Genomic DNA, 16,032 nt, shown 5'->3' with positions numbered 1-16,032 from the left:
GGCCGCCATTTCAAGCGGTATCTTGATTTCCTGTCCCGTCGAGGGGTAAACGGCCGCTTCGTTCATCTGATGGCGTGTCATTCTCCTCCGGAGACGGGAGGAGGCCTCCCCCTGACGGGGAAGGCCTCCCGTGGTGCCCGGCGCGGGGATCAGCGCCGGTACCAGTGCGGCAGGCAGTGCCAGCCGGTCCCCGTCTGGTAGTAGTACCGGCCGTGGATCCACCGGACGTGGCGGTACTCCGGGAACCGGTGGACCGGCGACAGGCGGTAGACGGGCCGGTGGAACGGCGCCGACCGCCAGCCGTACAGGTAGGCGTCCGGGCCGTAGTGCGACGGCCAGTAGACGTGGCCGGGGTGGTGGGCGACAGCGGCGCCGGAGGCCGGCGCCGCCTGGGCGGGTGGGGAGGCGATCGCCATCCAGCCCGCCGCCGCGCAGGCGATCAGGGCAGGGGCGATCCCTTTTGAGAGCTTCACCATGTCTCCCTTCTGTGCGCATCGTCGCGCCCGGCGACAGCCGGAGCGGGCCGATCTCGGTCTCGGCCTGCGATGCTCACGCGGAGTAATTCCGTGCATACGGAAGGTTGACACGTTCGAGCAACTGATCATTCATTTCTTTACCCAGGCCAGGCCCCTTCCGGGCGTCCGGGCGGCGCGCGGGGACTCCGGGGACGGCGCCGGTCAGGCGATCGTGTAGAGGAGCTCGGGACGGCCGGGACCGCCGTACTGGGGGACGCGGCGGGCGACGCCCGACTCCACCAGGTGTTCCAGGTAGCGCCTGGCGGTGACCCGCGAGACGCCGACGGCCGCGGCCGCCGCCTGGGCCGACACGCCTCCCGGCGCCCGGCGCAGCGCGCCCGCCACCGCCTCCAGGGTGTCGGCCGTCATGCCCTTCGGCAGCGGCGAGCGCGCGGTGCCCCGCAGCGCGGACAGCGCCCTGTCCACCTCGCCCTGGCCGCTGACCTCGCCGGATCCGCTGATGGACGACCGGAAGGCCGCGTACCGCTCCAGCTTCTCGCTGAGCGCCGCGAACGTGAACGGCTTCAGCAGGTACTGCACGACGCCCACGGACACGGCCGACCGCACCACCGCCAGGTCGCGGGCGGAGGTGACGGCGATGACGTCGGACGGCACGCCCGCGGCCCGCAGCGCGCGGCACACGTCGAGGCCGTGCATGTCGGGCAGGTAGAGGTCGAGCAGCACCAGGTCGGCCGCGCTCCGGCGCAGGAACCGCAGGGCCTCGCCGCCCGACCGGGCCACCCCGGCCACCCGGAAGCCGGGCACCCGCTCGACGTACAGCCGGTTCGCCTCGGCCGTGAGCTCCTCGTCCTCCACGATCAGCACCGAGATCACCGCGCCTCCTCCCCGGCCGGCGAGGCGTGGTCTCCGTCCCGGGCCGGGAGCGGGAGCCGTACGGTGAACACGGCGCCCTCCCCGGGGCCGTCGCCGCGGCCGGCCTCGATTTCGCCGCCCAGCCGGCGGGCCGCCTGACCGGCCATCGCCAGCCCGAGGCCCCGTCCGTCGCCCTTGGTCGTCCAGCCGCGGCGGAACACGTCCCCGGCCGTCTCGGGACTCAGCCCGGGGCCGCTGTCGGACACCCGGATCAGGAAGGTGCCGTCCGCGGCCCGCAGGCGCACCCTCACCCGGCCGGGGGGAGGGCCGCTCATCGCGGCCTCGACCGCGTTGTCGATCACGTTGCCGAGGATGGTCACCAGGTCGCGGCCGTCGAGGGCGACGTCGTCCAGCTCGCTGTCGGGGCTGAGGGACAGCTCGACCCCGCGCTCGGCGGCCTCGGCCGTCTTGCCGAGCAGCAGGGCGGCGAGCACCGGCTCCCGCACGGCCCCCACCACGCGGTCGGTGAGCTGCTGGGCCGCCTTCAGCTCCGCCGTCGCGAACGCCACGGCCTGCTCGGGGCGGCCAAGCTCGACGAGCGCGACGACGGTGTGCAGCCGGTTGGCCGCCTCGTGCGCGGCGGAGCGCAGCGACTCGGCGAAGCCGCGCTCGGCGTCGAGCTGGCCGGTGAGCGCCTGCAGCTCGGTGTGGTCCCGCAGCGTGACGACCGAGCCCAGCGGGCGGGAGCGTGAGCGCACCGCGGCCGAGCTCGCCACCAGGACGCGGTCCCCGGTCAGGTGGATCTCGTCGGACCGGTCCTCGCCGGAGGCGAGCATCTCGGTCAGCGAGTCGGGCAGCCCGAGGTCCGCCACCTGCCGTCCCTCGACGTCCGGCGGCAGGCCGAGCAGCTCCCGCGCCCCGTCGTTGGCCAGCGTCAGCCGGCCGTCCCGGTCCACGAGCAGCAGCCCCTCCCGTACGGCATGCAGGATCGCGCTGTGGTAGTCGTACATGCGGCCCAGCTCGGCGGCGCCCAGGTTGTGCGTCTGGCGTCCCAGGCGGGCGCCGACGAGGTACGCTCCGGCGGTGCCCACGACCAGGCCCAGCAGGCCGGTCAGGATCGCCTGCACGATCTGCTCGCGCACCTGCGCGCCGATCCTCTCGACGATGATCCCGGCGCTCACCAGCGCGCGCACCCGGCCCGACGCGTCCCACACGGGGGTCACCGCCCGCACCGAGGGGCCGAGTGTGCCGGTGTAGGTCTCGGTGAACGTCCGGCCGGCCAGCGCGGGGGCGATGGTGCCGAGGAACCGGCCGCCGATCTGCGCGGGATTGGGATGGGTGTACCGGATCCCCTCCCTGCTCATGATCGTGATGAAGTCGAGCCCCGCCTCCCGCCACACCCTGTCGGCGTACGGCTGCAGCGCCACGGACGGGTCCGGGTCGTCGAGGGCGTCGAGGACGGCGGGCGAACGGGCCACGCTGACCGCCACCGCGACGGACGTCCTGCGCGCCTCCTCGTCGAGCAGGCCGCGCGCGTGGAGGAAGCCGAGCAGGGTGCCGCCCGCGACCGTGACGACCACGACGGCGACCTGGAGCGCGAGCATCTGGCGGGCCACGCTCCATCGCCCGACCCGGCCCGTCATCGTCGTCACGGTGTTCATGCGCTCCCCGGTCTCGTCACCTGTGCCGTCGCAATGTTCACAGCTCACGCGGCCGCCGGTGAAAACGGCGGTGAACGAAATGTACGTAATAGTGACCCAGGTCACTACCGCGGCGCATAGTCACTCGACCGGAGCCTCGCTCCGCGTCCCCGTACAGCCCCCGGACCCCGTGTCCGTACGACGACGAGGAGGGTCACGTGACGACCGTCGCACCGCGGCCGCGCCGAGACCGCACCCATTACCTGTACCTGGCGGTGATCGTCGCGGTCCTCCTGGGGATCGCGGTCGGCCTGCTGGCGCCCGACGCCGGCGTCGCGCTCAAGCCGCTCGGCACCGCCTTCGTGGCGCTCATCAAGATGATGATCAGCCCGATCATCTTCTGCACGATCGTGCTCGGGGTCGGGTCGGTGGCCCAGGCCGCGAAGGTCGGCAAGGTGGGCGGCCTGGCCATCGGCTACTTCGTGGTCATGTCCACCGTGGCCCTGGTGGTCGGCCTGATCGTCGGCAACGTGCTGCACCCCGGCGACGGGCTCCAGCTCACCGACGAGCTGCGCAAGGCCGCCCAGGACCAGGCGGCCAAGGGCGACGCGAGCGACACCACGTCGTTCCTGCTCGGGATCGTCCCCACGACGTTCGTCTCCGCGTTCACCGAGGGGCAGGTGCTGCAGACGCTGCTGGTGGCGCTGCTCACGGGCTTCGCCCTGCAGTCGATGGGGGAGCGGGCGGCGCCGATCCTGCGCGGGCTCGGCCACCTGCAGCGCCTCGTCTTCCGCGTCCTGGCCATCATCATGTGGGCCGCGCCCGTGGGCGCCTTCGGGGCGATGGCCGCGGTGATCGGCGCGGGCGGCTTCGACGCCCTGCGGAGCCTGGCCCTCCTCATGGTCGCCTTCTACGTGACCTGCCTGGTGTTCGTCGGCCTCGTGCTGGGACCGGTGCTGTGGCTGGTGGCCCGGATCGGGCTGCTGTCGCTGCTGCGCTATCTCGGCCGCGAGTTCCTGCTGATCCTCGGCACGTCGTCGTCGGAGTCGGCGCTGCCGCGGCTGATCGCCAAGATGGAGCACCTGGGGGTGAGCCGGACCGTCGCCGGCATCACCGTCCCGACCGGCTACTCCTTCAACCTCGACGGGACGGCCATCTACCTGACCATGGCGACCCTGTTCGTCGCGCGGGCGACGGGCGCGCCGCTGTCGGCGGGGGAGCAGGTATCGCTGCTCGTCTTCATGATCATCGCGTCCAAGGGCGCTGCGGGCGTCACCGGCGCCGGCCTGGCGACGCTCGCGGCGGGCCTGCAGTCGCACCGCCCGGCGCTGGTGGACGGCGTCGGCCTCATCGTCGGCATCGACCGCTTCATGTCGGAGGCGCGGGCGCTCACCAACTTCGCGGGCAACGCGGTCGCCACGGTGGTCATCGGCACCTGGGTGCGGGACTTCGACCGGGAGCGCGCCGGCGAGGTGCTGGCCGGGCGGATCCCGTTCGACGAGGCGACGCTCCTGGACGAGGAGGGCGGCGAGGGCGACGCGGGCGGCGACGGCGGCCCGGGCGAGGGGGACAGGGACGGCGGCGCTCCCCCACCCGCCGACCGGCCCGCGCCCGTGCTGTCCCCCCGGTGACCGGCCGGCGCCGGGCGCCCGGGATGACACCGGCCTGACGCGGCCGCCCCGGTCCGGCCCGCTGACCTGGAGCTCCCGTAGGGATCCCCTACGGGAGCTCCAGAATGCCCGGCCTGGAGTGCCGATTGGACGTATATGCCGCTGTAATCCTAGAGTCCCTTTCATGACGTCTGACGATCTCCAGCTCAGGAGGGCCGAGAAGTCCGACGCGGACGAGATCTTCGCGCTCGCCCGCGAGTTCGCCGTCTCCTTCCGGCCCGAGCGGCCCCCGTTCGACGCGGCGCTGCCGCACCTGCTGGAGAACGAGGACGCCTTCCTGATGGTGGCCACCGTCGACGGGACGGTCCGGGGCTACCTGCTCGGCTTCACCCACCTGACGCTGTTCGCGAACGGCCGGGTGGCCTGGGTCGAGGAGGCGATGATCGAGAACGCCTACCGCCGGCACGGTCTCGGCCGGCGCCTCCTGGAGGAGTTCGAGACCTGGGCCCGCTCGCGCGACGCGGGCTACGTCGCGCTGGCCACCCGGCGGGCCGCCGAGTTCTACGGCGCCCTCGGGTACGAGGTGTCGGCCACCTACTACCGCAAGATGCTGCGGTAGCCGCGCCGGATCAGGCCGAGGTGAGCTGGGCGTCCAGCCGGTACCCGTCCACCGTCACGTAGACGGAGTCGCCCGGCCGGGCGTTGAGCCGCATGAGGACCGGCTGGAGCGAGTCGAAGACCGGCTGCCGGTCCCGCCACACCAGCACGACCGCGTTGTCGCCCGGCCCGGTGACCGACAGCAGCGTGCCGGGCCGCATGCCGAGCTGGGCGGCGTACCCCTCGGGCACGGCCACGGGCTCGCCGCGCAGGTGCCCGCTCGTGACGTCGATCCGCTGCCAGCGGCGCGGGTCGGAGGCGGGGCTGGACGACGGCCGCGGGTTCGGCACGAGGTGGGGCCGGGGCACCCCGCCGGTGAGCGCGTTCAGCGCCGCCAGCGCGGTGGCCGCGTCGGGGCCGTTGTTGGCCTGCGAAGGGATCGGGACGCCGCCCCGGTGGTTGTTGTGGCCGTTGACCCCCGGCGTACGGCGGGGCAGCGGCGTGGGGGCCGCACCGGGCGCGCCGTCGGCCGACTGGCCCTGCCGGCGGGGAAGCGCGCCGTTCACGTGCGGGGCGGAGGACGTCGTGTCGGGCATGGACCCGAGCCACGCCTTGGCCGAGTGGGCCCGGATGCCGAGCTGGCCGAGCAGCTCGACCACGTCGGCGTCGGCCGCCTTGGTCGCCAGCAGCTGCCGCGTCTTCTCCCGCAGCCCGGCCAGGTCGCCGACGACGAGCCAGCCGTCCTGCAGACGCCGGTCGGGCATGAGCGTGACGAGCACCCGCCACAGCGCGGTGCCGAGGGCGGGCACCTCGATCGGGTGGGAGGGGTCGGCGGCGATGAGCTGCTCCTGGGTGGCGGCGGCGCCGAGCCACTCCGTCAGCCCGAACAGGTGCCCGGTGAGAGGGGCCGAGTCGGGGGAGCGCAGCCACAGCAGCACCCGCTCCTCGGCGGCCCGCTGGGCGTGGGACAGGGTCTCGCGGTCGACGTTCAGGTCGTGGGCGAGCGTCCGCAGGGTCACGGGCTCGGCGGCGAACAGGCGCTCGCGGGCCACGGCCCTGGCGAGCGGGTCCCAGCCCCGGAACAGCCCCTCCACGACCGCCACCATCGGGTGCTCGGTCGGCGAGGGCATGGCGGGGACGGGGGGAGCGGGGGGCGCGGCCGGTGCGGCGGGGACGGCGGGCCGTTCGGCGGTCGTCGTCTGCTCGGCGGCGGGCGCGCCCGGCTGCCCCGGCACGGGGTACGGCTGCGCCGGCAGGCCGGGCACGGGCTGTGGCGACCGGCCGTCGGGGCCCTGCACCGGGCTTTGCAACGGGGCCGGCATCGGCGCCTGAACCGGTGCCTGAGGCGGGGCCTGCATCGGGTTCTGCTGCGCCGGAGGCTGCTGAGCCGGGGGCGCGACGGCGGGCGGCGCGGCCGGGGCGGCGTACGCCGGTGAAGAGGCCCCCTCCGTGGCGACCAGGTAGCCGAAGACCTCCCGGAAGACGGTGGTCAGCAGAGCCTCCGGCGAGGCCGGGGCGGAGGGGGACTGCAGGTCGCACGGCGTGAGGCGGCGCAGCCGGTACCACCCGCCGAGCTGGGTGACCAGCGAGCGGACCGGCTCGGGCCAGCCCGGCAGGGCCGGGTCGAGCGTGTGGACCTGGAGGGCGGGGAGCAGGTCGGTGAGGGGCAGGTGGTCCCAGCGGCCCGTGGCGAGCCGGGCCAGCCGCTCGCAGAGCCAGTCCACGCCGGTCGCCTCCACCGCCCGCCGGAGGGTGACCGACGCCCACCAGCCGCCGGGCAGGCGCGGATCGGCCAGCAACTCGGCCACCTGCTGAGGACGGCTCCAGCGCAGGGCCGGTACGAGGTCGCTCAGGCAGATCGTTGACTCGGCGTCCATCGGCTTGACCGCACCCTCCCGAGAGTGACGCATGTTGCTAATGGTGCAGCTTACGCGGCAAACCAGCAATTGGTGTCAATAGGGTAAAGTTCCCAAATTTCGGCCGGCCGCCCACCTGCGCGACCGCCGCCGCCCCCGCCGAGCACCCCCTCCGCAGCGCCTCCTCGTCGGGAACCCCGGCCAGCAGGCCGGTCAGGAATCCGGCGGCGAAGGCGTCCCCGGCTCCCGTCGAGTCCGTCACGACGGTAGCGGGCGGGGCCGCCCTGGCGACTATACGGCCCTCCCGGGACAGCAGCGCCCCCTCGGCGCCGATCTTGACGGCCGCGGCGCCGTACCGGGCGCCGAGGATCTCGGCCGCGGCCTCGGGGCTCCCGGGCTCGCCCGTCAGCAGCAGGGCCTCCTCCCGGTTGGGGATCACGATTCCGGCGGCCGCCGTCTCCCGCAGGAAGCGCTCGGGGCCGAAGTCGCGCAGGAACCCGGACGACGCCGGGTCGACGCTCACGGTCGCCCCCCGCTCCGTGGCCTCGCGCATCGCGAGCCGGGCCAGCTCCAGCCCCGGCTCGGCGAACAGCGTGTAGCCCGAGACGTGGAGGTGGCCGACCCCGTCGAGGAGGGAGGGCGACCAGTCGCCGACGCCGATGTGGCCGCCCGCGCCCCGGTTCGTGAGCATGGACCGCTCGCCGGTCGCGTCCACCATGGCGATGACGATGGCCGTGGGACGGCCGGGGTCGACCGCGACGTGCGGCCGCACCCCGGCACCGGCCAGTTCCGCGATGTGCCACTCGCCGGTGTCGTAGCCGGCCCGCCCCAGGAACCGGGTGTCGGCGCCGAGGTGGGCGGCCCACGACGCGGTGTTCGCCCCGGAGCCGCCCGGGCGCAGCACGATGTCGGCGGGGGTGTCGGTCCCGGGGGCCAGCGGCCCGTGCAGGGCCACCACGTCGGTGACGACGTCGCCGATCACCAGCAGGCCGGTGGGCACGCCTAGCGCTCCCGGACCCAGGCCGCCGCGATGGCGCCGGCGAGCCGGGTGTTGCCCCGTACGGCGGCGAGGTTCGCCTCCAGCGAGGCGCCGCCGGTCGCGTTCACCAGGTACTCCAGCAGGAACGGGGTGATGGCCTGACCGGCGACGCCCTGGTCCTCGGCGGCCCGCAGGCCCTCGGCGAGCACGCGGTCGTGCAGCTCCGGGTCGAGCTGCTCGCCGGCGGGCACGGGGTTGGCCACGATCAGCGCGGTGTCGAGCCCGCCGAGGGCGTCCTGGGCCCGCATGACGCCCGCCGCCTCCTCGGGGCTCTCGATCCGCCAGTCGACCGGCTCGCCCGAGCTGTGGAGGTAGAAGCCGGGGAACTCGTCGGTCCGGTAGCCCACGACCGTGATCTGCCGGGTCTCCAGCCGCTGGAGCGTGGCCGGCACGTCGAGGATCGACTTCACGCCCGCGCAGACGACGGTGATCCTCGTACGGCTCAGGGTGTCGATGTCGGCCGACTCGTCCTGGACGGCGGTGTAGCCCCGGTGGACGCCGCCGAGCCCTCCGGTGGCGAAGACCCGCACCCCGGCCCGCGCGGCCAGGAAGGAGGTCCCGGAGACCGTCGTGGCGCCGCTCAGCCGCAGCGCGGCGGCCGGCGCGAGGTCCCGGAAGCCCAGCTTGCGCAGCCCCGGCTCGGTGGCGATCCGCTCCAGGCCGTCCTTGCCGAGGCCCACCCGCGGCACGCCGTCGAGGACGGCCACCGTGGCCGGGACGGCCCCCGCCTCCCGCACGATCTCCTCCAGCTCCAGGGCCACCTGGAGGTTGCGGGGCTGCGGCAGCCCGTGGGAGATGATGGTGGACTCCAGGGCGACGACCGGCCGGCCCGCGGCCAGCGCCTCGGCGACCTCATCGGATACGCGCATGTCTCTCCTGTTCGAGGGTTGGCGGAAGATGTCCGCTTCGGGATATTGTGCCGGGCATGGTGCCATTTGAGGTGCTTGAGGGTCCCCGGCCGGACCCCCACTGGCCGACCGGTCTCTGACGTCCCCCGCGCGACCCCCGCCCATCCCACCCCCCGCGCGCCCGGCGAGCCGCCTCACGCCCGCCGCGCCCTCCGGAACCCGCGCCCGTCAACCGGGGAGACCCGCCATGCCTCGATCGCACTACGACGCCGTCATCGCCGGAGCCGGGCACAACGGCCTGGTCGCCGCCGCGTACCTTGCCCGGGCCGGACGGCGCGTGCTCGTCCTCGAACGCCTCGGCCACGTCGGCGGCCTCGCCGTCTCCGCCCGGGCCTTCCCCGGCGTGGACGCCCGGCTGTCGCGCTACTCCTACCTGGTCAGCCTGCTGCCGACGAAGATCGTCAAGGAGCTCGGGCTCGGCCTGGACCTGCGCCGCCGGAGGTTCTCGTCGTACACGCCCGTGGGCGGCACGGGCCTGCTCGTCGACACGGCGGACGAGGGACGCACCGCTGCCTCCTTCGCCGCCGTCACCGGCGGTCGCGCCGACCTGGACGCCTGGACGCGGTTCTACGGCATGGTGGGCGAGGTGGCCCGCCGGGTCGCGCCGACCCTGCTCGAACCGCTGCGCGACCGTACGGCCCTGCGCGCGGTCGTGGGGGACGACGAGGCCTGGCGCGACCTGTTCGAGCGGCCGGTCGGCGAGACGGTGGCCGAGCGCTTCGCCGACGACACCGTCCGCGGGGTGGTGCTCACCGACGCGCTGATCGGCACGTTCGCCGACCCGTCGGCGGACCTGCTGGCCAACCGGTGCTTCCTGTACCACGTGGTCGGCGACGGCACGGGCGACTGGAACGTCCCCGTCGGCGGCATGGGCGCCGTCACCGCGGAGCTCGCCGAGGCCGCCCGCCGCGGCGGCGCCGAGATCCGCACGGACGCCGAGGTCCTCGGGATCGACCCCGGCACGGGGGAGGTGGCCTTCCGGGACGACGGCGGCGCCGAGCACACGGTGACCGGGGGCCGGGTCCTGGCCAACGTGCCGCCCGCCGTCCTCGCCCGCCTGCTCGGCGAGGAGCCGGAGGTCCCCGAGGGCGCCCAGCTGAAGATCAACATGGTGCTGTCCCGGCTGCCGCGCCTGAAGGACCCCGCGGTCGACCCGGCCGAGGCGTTCAGCGGGACGTTCCACATCAACGAGGGCCGCGACCAGCTCGCGGCGGCGTACGCGCAGGCCGCGGCCGGGCGGATCCCGGACCTGCCGCCGGCCGAGGTGTACTGCCACTCGCTCACCGACCCCTCGATCCTCGGGCCGTCGCTGCGCGAGGCGGGCGCCTACACGATGACGCTGTTCGGGCTGCACATGCCGGCCCGGCTCTTCCGCGACCCGCGGACCGGCGCGGAGGCCGCGCGGGAGGCCGTGCGCCGCACGCTCGCGTCGGTCGACGCCGTGCTGGCCGAGCCGATCGAGGACTGCCTGCTGCGCGCCCCCTCCGGCGAGCCGTGCCTGGAGGCGAAGACGCCCGTCGACCTGGAGAGGGAGGCCGGGCTGCCGGGCGGCCACATCTTCCACCGCGACCTGTCCTGGCCGTACGCCGAGCCGGGCGACCACGGGCCCTGGGGCGTGGAGACGCCGTACGAGCGGCTCCTGCTGTGCGGCGCGGGGGCCAGGCGCGGCGGCGGCGTCAGCGGCATCCCCGGGCACAACGCGGCCATGGCGGTGCTGAAGCCGTCCTGACCGGACTCCTCGCGCAGTCCGAATACGGTTCACGCTGGGCTGATCGCGTTCGGAGCGCGACCGGACGGGTACGGGTACGGCCTCCGTGAACGAAAGGATGATCACGTATGGACAGCGAGGCCTTCATCGCGCTCCTCAACGAGGACCTGGAGAGCGAGTACCGCTCGATCGTCCAGTACGTCCAGCACGCGGCGACGATCAAGGGCGCCGAGTACCTGTCCATCATCGAGGAGCTCAAGCAGCACCTCGGCCAGGAGCTGAACCACGCGAGCACGCTGGCGGAGCAGATCGACTTCCTCGGCGGCGTGCCCAGCGTGCGGGTGCCCGAGGTGCCGGTGGCCACCGAGGGGGCGGCGGCCCTGGCGCTCGACCTGGAGCTGGAGCAGGAGCAGCTGCGGCGCTACCGGGAGCGGGTGGAGCAGGCGGAGGCGCTGGGCCTGCACGACGTGGCCGAGGCGCTGCGCCCGCTGCTGCAGCAGACCCAGGACCACGTCATGGATCTGCAGACCGCGCTGGGGAAGTAGGCGCGCGAGGGGAGTCAGGCGGGGAGGGCGGCCATGAGGTACGCCAGCCGGGCGGCGGCGTCCTGGACGCTCTCCACCGTCCCCAGCCGGTAGCCCCACGAGGTGACGAACGCGCCCTCGTCCGAACAGGTCACCGTCTCCGACAGGGTGTCGCTGAAGCGGTTGCGGACCTGCACCCGTGGGGGCGCCCCGCCGACGACCCGGACGGACAGATCGATGTGCCCGCGGACGGCGGAGGCGAACTCCTGGATTCCGGCAACCGTGTCGACCAACGCCGTCACCTCCCGTAGGAGAGAAAGAATTGCACGCGGCCGGCGTGATCTTCAAGCAATTGCCGGGATCAGTCGCCCGATTGTCCGGCGTAGCCGTCGAGGGCCCGGACGATGAGGGCGCGGGCCGCGTCGCGGAAGACCGCCACCTCGCAGTACTCCTCGAACGCCTGGGCGTAGAACGCCACGTCCTCCGCGTCGCGAAGGAGCAGGTCACGGGTCCTGGTCGCGACGCCGACCAGGGAGTCGTTGTAGATCCAGAACGAGTTGAGGGGGGCCGACGGCAGCGGCGCGGCGAAGGGCACGATCCCGAACTCGACGTTCGGCAGCGTGGTCACCGCGATCAGCCGGTCGAGCTGGCCGCGCATCACGTCGGGGGGCGCGAGCCGGTACCGCAGCACGGCCTCCGGGACGACGAACCGGAACCGGCGGCCCTGGTCGTACAGGATCTCCTGCCGCTGCATCCGCACCCGGATGGCGGCGTCCACGTCGTCGGTCGTCTCGTAGAGCCGCCGGACCTTGCTGAAGATGTGCCGGGCGTACTCGGCCGTCTGCAGCAGGCCGATCACGACGCCGGGCTCGAAGACCCGGAAGAGGCGGGTCCGCGACTCCAGGTCGCGGATGTCCTCCTGGAGCGCCTCCAGGCCGCTCTTGTGCCGCTGCCGCCAGGAGTCCTGCCGCTCCAGCAGTCCGGCCGCCTGCCGGATGAGCTCGTCGATCGTGTCCGGGTCCGCCTGGACGGCCTGGCCCCAGACGACCACGTCGTCCTCGGTCGCCGTCTGGCGGGCGTTCTCGATCCTGGACACCTTCGACGGCTGCCAGCGGAGCCGTTCTGCCAGGTCCTTGCCGGACAGGCGGGCGTTCTCCCGCAACTGGCGCAGCTGGGCCCCGAGGTCGATCCGCGCCTGCTGGAACCCGCTCACTCCCACCTCCGGCCGTGGTGCGGACCAAGGTAGACCCGGGCGGTCCGCCCGAGCCATAGGGAAGTCCCTAATCGTGATCTATCAACTGATCTGTCAGGACACGGCGGGCGATCTCGGTCAGGAGCTCGCGCGGCACCTCGACGGCCGTCTCGCCGTCCAGCACGTGCAGCAGGTCGCCGCGGGCCTCGGCGTCGGCCAGTTCCAGGCCCTGGACGACGATGGTGCCGCGGTCGGTGGCGTAGAGGGAGGGGCAGGCCCCCGCCTCCGATGTGGAGCCGAGAAACCGCAGTCGCATGGCTCTTTCTCCCCCTTTGAACGACTATTGCGCGCTCAATGAGCAATTGCGCGCAATCCTAGGGGTCGTCAGTCCGGCAGGGGCACGGGGACCGCCCGGAGCCGTTCCCCGAGGGCCTTCGCCTGGGCGTCGAGGAGCGGGCTGGCGGCCACCCCCAGGCCCAGCAGTCCCCGTACGACGAAGTTGAGGGCCCGGAGGCCCGGCAGCTCGTACCGCTCGATGGGCAGGTCGCCTATCTCCGGCAGCAGCGCGCGCAGCCGGTCGGCCGTGAGGAAGGCGGCCAGCCAGGCGTACCGCTCGCCAGTGCCGACCCACACGCCGAGGTTGGCGTCGCCGCCCTTGTCGCCCGACCGGGCGCCGGCGATCTCGCCCAGCGGCCGGCGCGCCCCCGGGCGAGATCCGGGTTCGGGAGCCGGGAGGGCCGGCGGCGCGGCCGGCTCGGCGATCCCGGTGGCGGTCCCGGCGGGCGGGGTGTGGGGCACCTCGATCCGCAGGTCCCCGAGCGTGACGACGGGCAGCACGTCCGCCGCGTCCACGAGCGAGGGCCGGTAGACCCCGTACGGCGAGGCGTCGCCGGGCGGCGTGAGGGCGTGGAAGCCGGGGTAGCTCGCGAGCCCGGTCTCGACCACGGCCGAGGAGAACGCGCGGCCCGCCTTGCGCGGGTCGGGGTCCATCACGGTGATCCGCAGCAGCGCCGTGCCCGCCGCCGCGCCGCCCGGAGCGGTTCCGGCGGTCAGCGGGGTGAGCTCGACGTGGACCTGTTCGAACGACTCCTTCGGCACGCGGGCCCAGATCGCCTCCTCGGCCAGCCGGGCCTTCGCCTCGACGTCCAGGCCGGTGACGAACAGCGTCATCGTGTTGCGGTGGCCGCCCAGGTGGTTGACGGCGACCTTCAGCGTCGCCGGCGGCGGCTCGCCGCGCACCCCGGAGATCCGTACGCGGTCGGGGCCCTCCTGCTCCAGCCGGATCGTGTCGAACCGGGCCACGACGTCCGGCCCGGGATAGCGGGGCGACCCGATCTCGTAGAGGAGCTGGGCCGTGACCGTGCCGACCGAGACCAGGCCGCCGGTGCCGGGATGCTTGGTGATCACGCTCGACCCGTCCGCGTGCAACTCCGCGATGGGGAAGCCGCAGTGGGCGAGGTCGGGGACGTCCCGGAAGAACGCGTAGTTGCCGCCGGTCGCCTGGCAGCCGCACTCGATGACGTGCCCGGCGACGACCGAGCCGGCGAGGGCGTCCAGGTCCTCGGGCCGCCACCCGAACCGCCACATGCCCGGCCCGGTGACGAGCGCGGCGTCGGTGACCCGGCCGGTGACCACGACGTCGGCGCCGTGTTCGAGGGCCACGGCGATCGGCCGTCCGCCGAGGTAGGCGTTGGCGGTGAGCGGATCGGCCGGGAGGGGCTCGCCGGTGTCCATGTGCCGCCCGGTGAACGGCATCAGGTCGTCGCCGGTGACGGCGGCGACGGACGCCCGCAGGCCCAGCCGGCCGGCGAGGTCCTCCACGGCCCGCGCGCAGCCCGCCGGGTCGAGCCCGCCGGCGTTCGCGACGACCTTGATCCCCCGGTCGAGGCAGGCGCCCAGCACCTGCTCCATCTGCGTCAGGAACGTCCGGGCGTATCCGGGCCGGCCCTTGAGCCGGTTCCCCGCGAGGATCAGCATGGTCAGCTCGGCCAGCCAGTCGCCGGTCAGCACGTCGATCGGGCCGCCCTCGACCATCTCACGGGCCGCTGACAGGCGGTCGCCGTAGAAGCCGCTGCAGTTGGCCACCCGGAGCGGGCCGCCGGGGGACCCGCTCACCGCGAGCCGGAACCGTCGCCGGGCCCGCCTGAGCCACTGCCTGAGCCACTGCCCGAGCCACTGCCCGAGCCAGCGCGTGAGCCGCCGCCGGAACTCGCACGGGGGGCGTCGGCGGCGCCGGGGATCCAGGCGGCCGGCCGCTTCTCCATGAACGCCCGGATGCCCTCCTGCCCCTCCGCCGAGGTGAACCGCTCGGCCGACAGCGCCGCCATCGCCCGGAACCCCTCGTCCACCGGCATGAGCGGCACCTCGCGGACGAGCCTCTTGGTGATCGCCAGCGCCTCGGGGCCGCCGCGCAGCAGCATGTCCGTGTAGTGGGCCACCGCGGCGTCGAGGTCCTCCCCGGGGACCGCCTTCGTGAGCAGCCCGATCTCCGCGGCGCGTGCCGCGGAGAACACCTCGCCGGTGAGGAAGTACTCGGCGGCGGCCCGGGGGTCGAGCCTGCGCAGGCAGGTGACGGCGATCATCGCGGGCGCCACGCCGAGCCGCACCTCGCTGAACGCGAACGACGCGGTGTCGGGGGCGACGGCGAAGTCGCACGCGGCGACCAGGCCGAGGCCGCCCGCCCGGGCCGTGCCGTTCAGGCGGCACACGACCGGCTTCGGGCTCTCCCAGATGAGGCTCATGATGTCGGGGAACGACGCGGTGACCGGGGCGGCGCCGCCGCGCTGCTCCTTGAGGTCGGCGCCCGCGCAGAACACCGGCCCGGTCCCGGTCAGCACGATCACCCGTACGGCCGGCTCGGCGAGCGCCCACGTGAGGGCCTCGTCGAGCTGCCCGAGCAGCCGGGCCGACAGGGCGTTGCGGTTGCGCGGCGAGTCGAGCGTGACGGTGGCCACGCCGTCCTTCTCGGCGCGCCGGACCAGGACCTCGCCGTCGCCGGCCATCAGCCCTCCTCGATCACGGCGAGGACGGCGCCGGCCTCGACCTGGCGGCCGGGGGCGACGTTCAGGGCGGACACGGCCCCGGAGGCGTTCGACACGATCCGATGCTCCATCTTCATGGCCTCCAGCACGACCACGGGCTGCCCGGCCGTCACGGTGTCGCCGGGCGCCACCTCGACACGCAGGACCGTACCCGGCATGGGGGCCAGCAACGACCCCGGCGCGACCTGCTCGACGGGCTCGGGCAGCCGGTCGACCGGCGTGAGCCGCACCGGCCCGAGCGAGGAGTCGACGTGGACCACGCCCGGGTAGGCGGCCACCTCGAACGTGTGCCGCACGCCCTCCTCCTCCAGCACCACCGCGTCCGGGGCCGCCGACACCAGCGCGACGCCGTCGAAGCCCTCGGCCCGCAGGCCGTCCCTGGTGAAGCGGTAGGCGATCTCCAGCCGTTCCCCGGCCTCGGTCGCGAACAGGGCGCGCTGCGGCTGGGAGGGAACGTTGCGCCAGCCGACGGGCAGGCCGCCCATGGGGAGGTAGCCCGATCCCACGACTCTGATAATCGCCACCAGCTCGCTCGCCGCGATGTCCTGGCTCTTGAGCACGCAGGTTCGGTACCGCAGGAGATCGATCT

Annotated in this window: 16 protein-coding genes; 4 read left to right on the top strand and 12 right to left on the bottom strand. The window is 74.1% G+C overall.

Annotated elements, in window-relative coordinates:
- Positions 1 to 149 precede the first annotated feature (149 nt).
- From MPTA5024_RS27920 to MPTA5024_RS27910, 3 genes are all read right to left on the bottom strand, one after another.
- Positions 150 to 476 carry a hypothetical protein gene (locus MPTA5024_RS27920; protein ID WP_036330038.1) on the bottom strand — a complete coding sequence of 109 codons (327 nt, stop codon included), beginning with the start codon at positions 474 to 476 and terminating at the stop codon, positions 150 to 152.
- A 201-nt stretch (positions 477 to 677) separates the two neighbouring features.
- Complete coding sequence (locus tag MPTA5024_RS27915) at positions 678 to 1,349, bottom strand: response regulator (protein ID WP_036330036.1); 672 nt, start codon at positions 1,347 to 1,349, stop codon at positions 678 to 680.
- The gene (locus MPTA5024_RS27910; protein ID WP_051458763.1) at positions 1,346 to 2,989 is read right to left on the bottom strand and encodes a sensor histidine kinase; all 1,644 of its coding nucleotides are present in this window, start codon (positions 2,987 to 2,989) and stop codon (positions 1,346 to 1,348) included. Before MPTA5024_RS27910 ends, MPTA5024_RS27915 begins: the two co-directional genes overlap by 4 nt.
- Positions 2,990 to 3,186: 197 nt before the next feature.
- On the opposite strand from MPTA5024_RS27910, the gene MPTA5024_RS27905 reads away from it, so the two are divergent.
- Both MPTA5024_RS27905 and MPTA5024_RS27900 read left to right on the top strand, forming a co-directional pair.
- Positions 3,187 to 4,599 carry a cation:dicarboxylate symporter family transporter gene (locus MPTA5024_RS27905; RefSeq protein WP_036330034.1) on the top strand — a complete coding sequence of 471 codons (1,413 nt, stop codon included), beginning with the start codon at positions 3,187 to 3,189 and terminating at the stop codon, positions 4,597 to 4,599.
- A 163-nt stretch (positions 4,600 to 4,762) separates the two neighbouring features.
- Complete coding sequence (locus tag MPTA5024_RS27900; RefSeq protein WP_036330033.1) at positions 4,763 to 5,197, top strand: GNAT family N-acetyltransferase; 435 nt, start codon at positions 4,763 to 4,765, stop codon at positions 5,195 to 5,197.
- Between the two features lie 10 nt (positions 5,198 to 5,207).
- Here MPTA5024_RS27900 and MPTA5024_RS27895 read toward each other — a convergent pair whose 3' ends face one another.
- From MPTA5024_RS27895 to MPTA5024_RS27885, 3 genes are read right to left on the bottom strand one after another with little or no spacing between them, the layout of a single operon-like run.
- Positions 5,208 to 7,085, bottom strand: a complete 1,878-nt coding sequence (locus MPTA5024_RS27895) for a hypothetical protein (protein WP_157099763.1) — start codon at positions 7,083 to 7,085, stop codon at positions 5,208 to 5,210.
- Positions 7,086 to 7,089: 4 nt separating this feature from the next.
- Positions 7,090 to 8,031, bottom strand: a complete 942-nt coding sequence (locus MPTA5024_RS27890; RefSeq protein ID WP_036330031.1) for a carbohydrate kinase family protein — start codon at positions 8,029 to 8,031, stop codon at positions 7,090 to 7,092.
- Between the two features lie 2 nt (positions 8,032 to 8,033).
- Positions 8,034 to 8,939, bottom strand: a complete 906-nt coding sequence (locus tag MPTA5024_RS27885) for a pseudouridine-5'-phosphate glycosidase (RefSeq protein ID WP_036330028.1) — start codon at positions 8,937 to 8,939, stop codon at positions 8,034 to 8,036.
- A gap of 226 nt (positions 8,940 to 9,165) precedes the next feature.
- Here MPTA5024_RS27885 and MPTA5024_RS27880 point away from each other — a divergent pair, with 226 nt between their 5' ends.
- Both MPTA5024_RS27880 and MPTA5024_RS27875 read left to right on the top strand, forming a co-directional pair.
- Positions 9,166 to 10,707, top strand: a complete 1,542-nt coding sequence (locus MPTA5024_RS27880) for a phytoene desaturase family protein (protein WP_036330025.1) — start codon at positions 9,166 to 9,168, stop codon at positions 10,705 to 10,707.
- Between the two features lie 107 nt (positions 10,708 to 10,814).
- The gene (locus MPTA5024_RS27875) at positions 10,815 to 11,231 is read left to right on the top strand and encodes a ferritin-like domain-containing protein (protein ID WP_036330024.1); all 417 of its coding nucleotides are present in this window, start codon (positions 10,815 to 10,817) and stop codon (positions 11,229 to 11,231) included.
- A gap of 14 nt (positions 11,232 to 11,245) precedes the next feature.
- On the opposite strand, the gene MPTA5024_RS27870 is transcribed toward MPTA5024_RS27875, so the two are convergent.
- The 6 genes from MPTA5024_RS27870 to MPTA5024_RS43865 form a co-directional block, all read right to left on the bottom strand.
- Positions 11,246 to 11,512 (bottom strand): hypothetical protein, encoded by a 267-nt coding sequence (locus MPTA5024_RS27870; protein WP_232326668.1) that lies wholly within the window; start codon positions 11,510 to 11,512, stop codon positions 11,246 to 11,248.
- Between the two features lie 59 nt (positions 11,513 to 11,571).
- Positions 11,572 to 12,423 carry a helix-turn-helix domain-containing protein gene (locus MPTA5024_RS27865; protein WP_036330021.1) on the bottom strand — a complete coding sequence of 284 codons (852 nt, stop codon included), beginning with the start codon at positions 12,421 to 12,423 and terminating at the stop codon, positions 11,572 to 11,574.
- Positions 12,424 to 12,490: 67 nt separating this feature from the next.
- Positions 12,491 to 12,718, bottom strand: coding sequence for a hypothetical protein (locus tag MPTA5024_RS27860; RefSeq protein WP_036330017.1), 228 nt, complete (start codon positions 12,716 to 12,718; stop codon positions 12,491 to 12,493).
- Between the two features lie 68 nt (positions 12,719 to 12,786).
- On the bottom strand, positions 12,787 to 14,517 hold the full coding sequence (locus MPTA5024_RS27855) for an acyclic terpene utilization AtuA family protein (protein WP_036330014.1): 1,731 nt from the start codon (positions 14,515 to 14,517) through the stop codon (positions 12,787 to 12,789).
- Positions 14,514 to 15,404 carry an enoyl-CoA hydratase-related protein gene (locus MPTA5024_RS27850; protein ID WP_084370064.1) on the bottom strand — a complete coding sequence of 297 codons (891 nt, stop codon included), beginning with the start codon at positions 15,402 to 15,404 and terminating at the stop codon, positions 14,514 to 14,516. Before MPTA5024_RS27850 ends, MPTA5024_RS27855 begins: the two co-directional genes overlap by 4 nt.
- Positions 15,404 to 16,032 (bottom strand): acetyl-CoA carboxylase biotin carboxyl carrier protein subunit (locus tag MPTA5024_RS43865; protein WP_036330012.1); only part of this gene is annotated, 629 nt, incomplete at its 5' end. The genes MPTA5024_RS43865 and MPTA5024_RS27850, both read right to left, overlap by 1 nt.

It is taken from the genome of Microbispora sp. ATCC PTA-5024 (assembly GCF_000511135.2).
Taxonomy (GTDB): Bacteria; Actinomycetota; Actinomycetes; order Streptosporangiales; family Streptosporangiaceae; genus Microbispora; species Microbispora corallina.
This window is presented reverse-complemented; position numbering and strand designations above follow the sequence as displayed.

Excerpts from the sequence above, each read along its gene's own strand:
- MPTA5024_RS27895 (WP_157099763.1), bottom strand. The coding sequence starts at position 7,085 with ATGCGTCACTCTCGGGAGGGTGCGGTCAAGCCGATGGACGCCGAGTCA.
- MPTA5024_RS27900 (WP_036330033.1), top strand. The coding sequence starts at position 4,763 with ATGACGTCTGACGATCTCCAGCTCAGGAGGGCCGAGAAGTCCGACGCG.
- MPTA5024_RS27880 (WP_036330025.1), top strand. The coding sequence starts at position 9,166 with ATGCCTCGATCGCACTACGACGCCGTCATCGCCGGAGCCGGGCACAAC.
- MPTA5024_RS27885 (WP_036330028.1), bottom strand. The coding sequence starts at position 8,939 with ATGCGCGTATCCGATGAGGTCGCCGAGGCGCTGGCCGCGGGCCGGCCG.
- MPTA5024_RS27910 (WP_051458763.1), bottom strand. The coding sequence starts at position 2,989 with ATGAACACCGTGACGACGATGACGGGCCGGGTCGGGCGATGGAGCGTG.
- MPTA5024_RS27875 (WP_036330024.1), top strand. The coding sequence starts at position 10,815 with ATGGACAGCGAGGCCTTCATCGCGCTCCTCAACGAGGACCTGGAGAGC.
- MPTA5024_RS27850 (WP_084370064.1), bottom strand. The coding sequence starts at position 15,404 with ATGGCCGGCGACGGCGAGGTCCTGGTCCGGCGCGCCGAGAAGGACGGC.
- MPTA5024_RS27920 (WP_036330038.1), bottom strand. The coding sequence starts at position 476 with ATGGTGAAGCTCTCAAAAGGGATCGCCCCTGCCCTGATCGCCTGCGCG.
- MPTA5024_RS27860 (WP_036330017.1), bottom strand. The coding sequence starts at position 12,718 with ATGCGACTGCGGTTTCTCGGCTCCACATCGGAGGCGGGGGCCTGCCCC.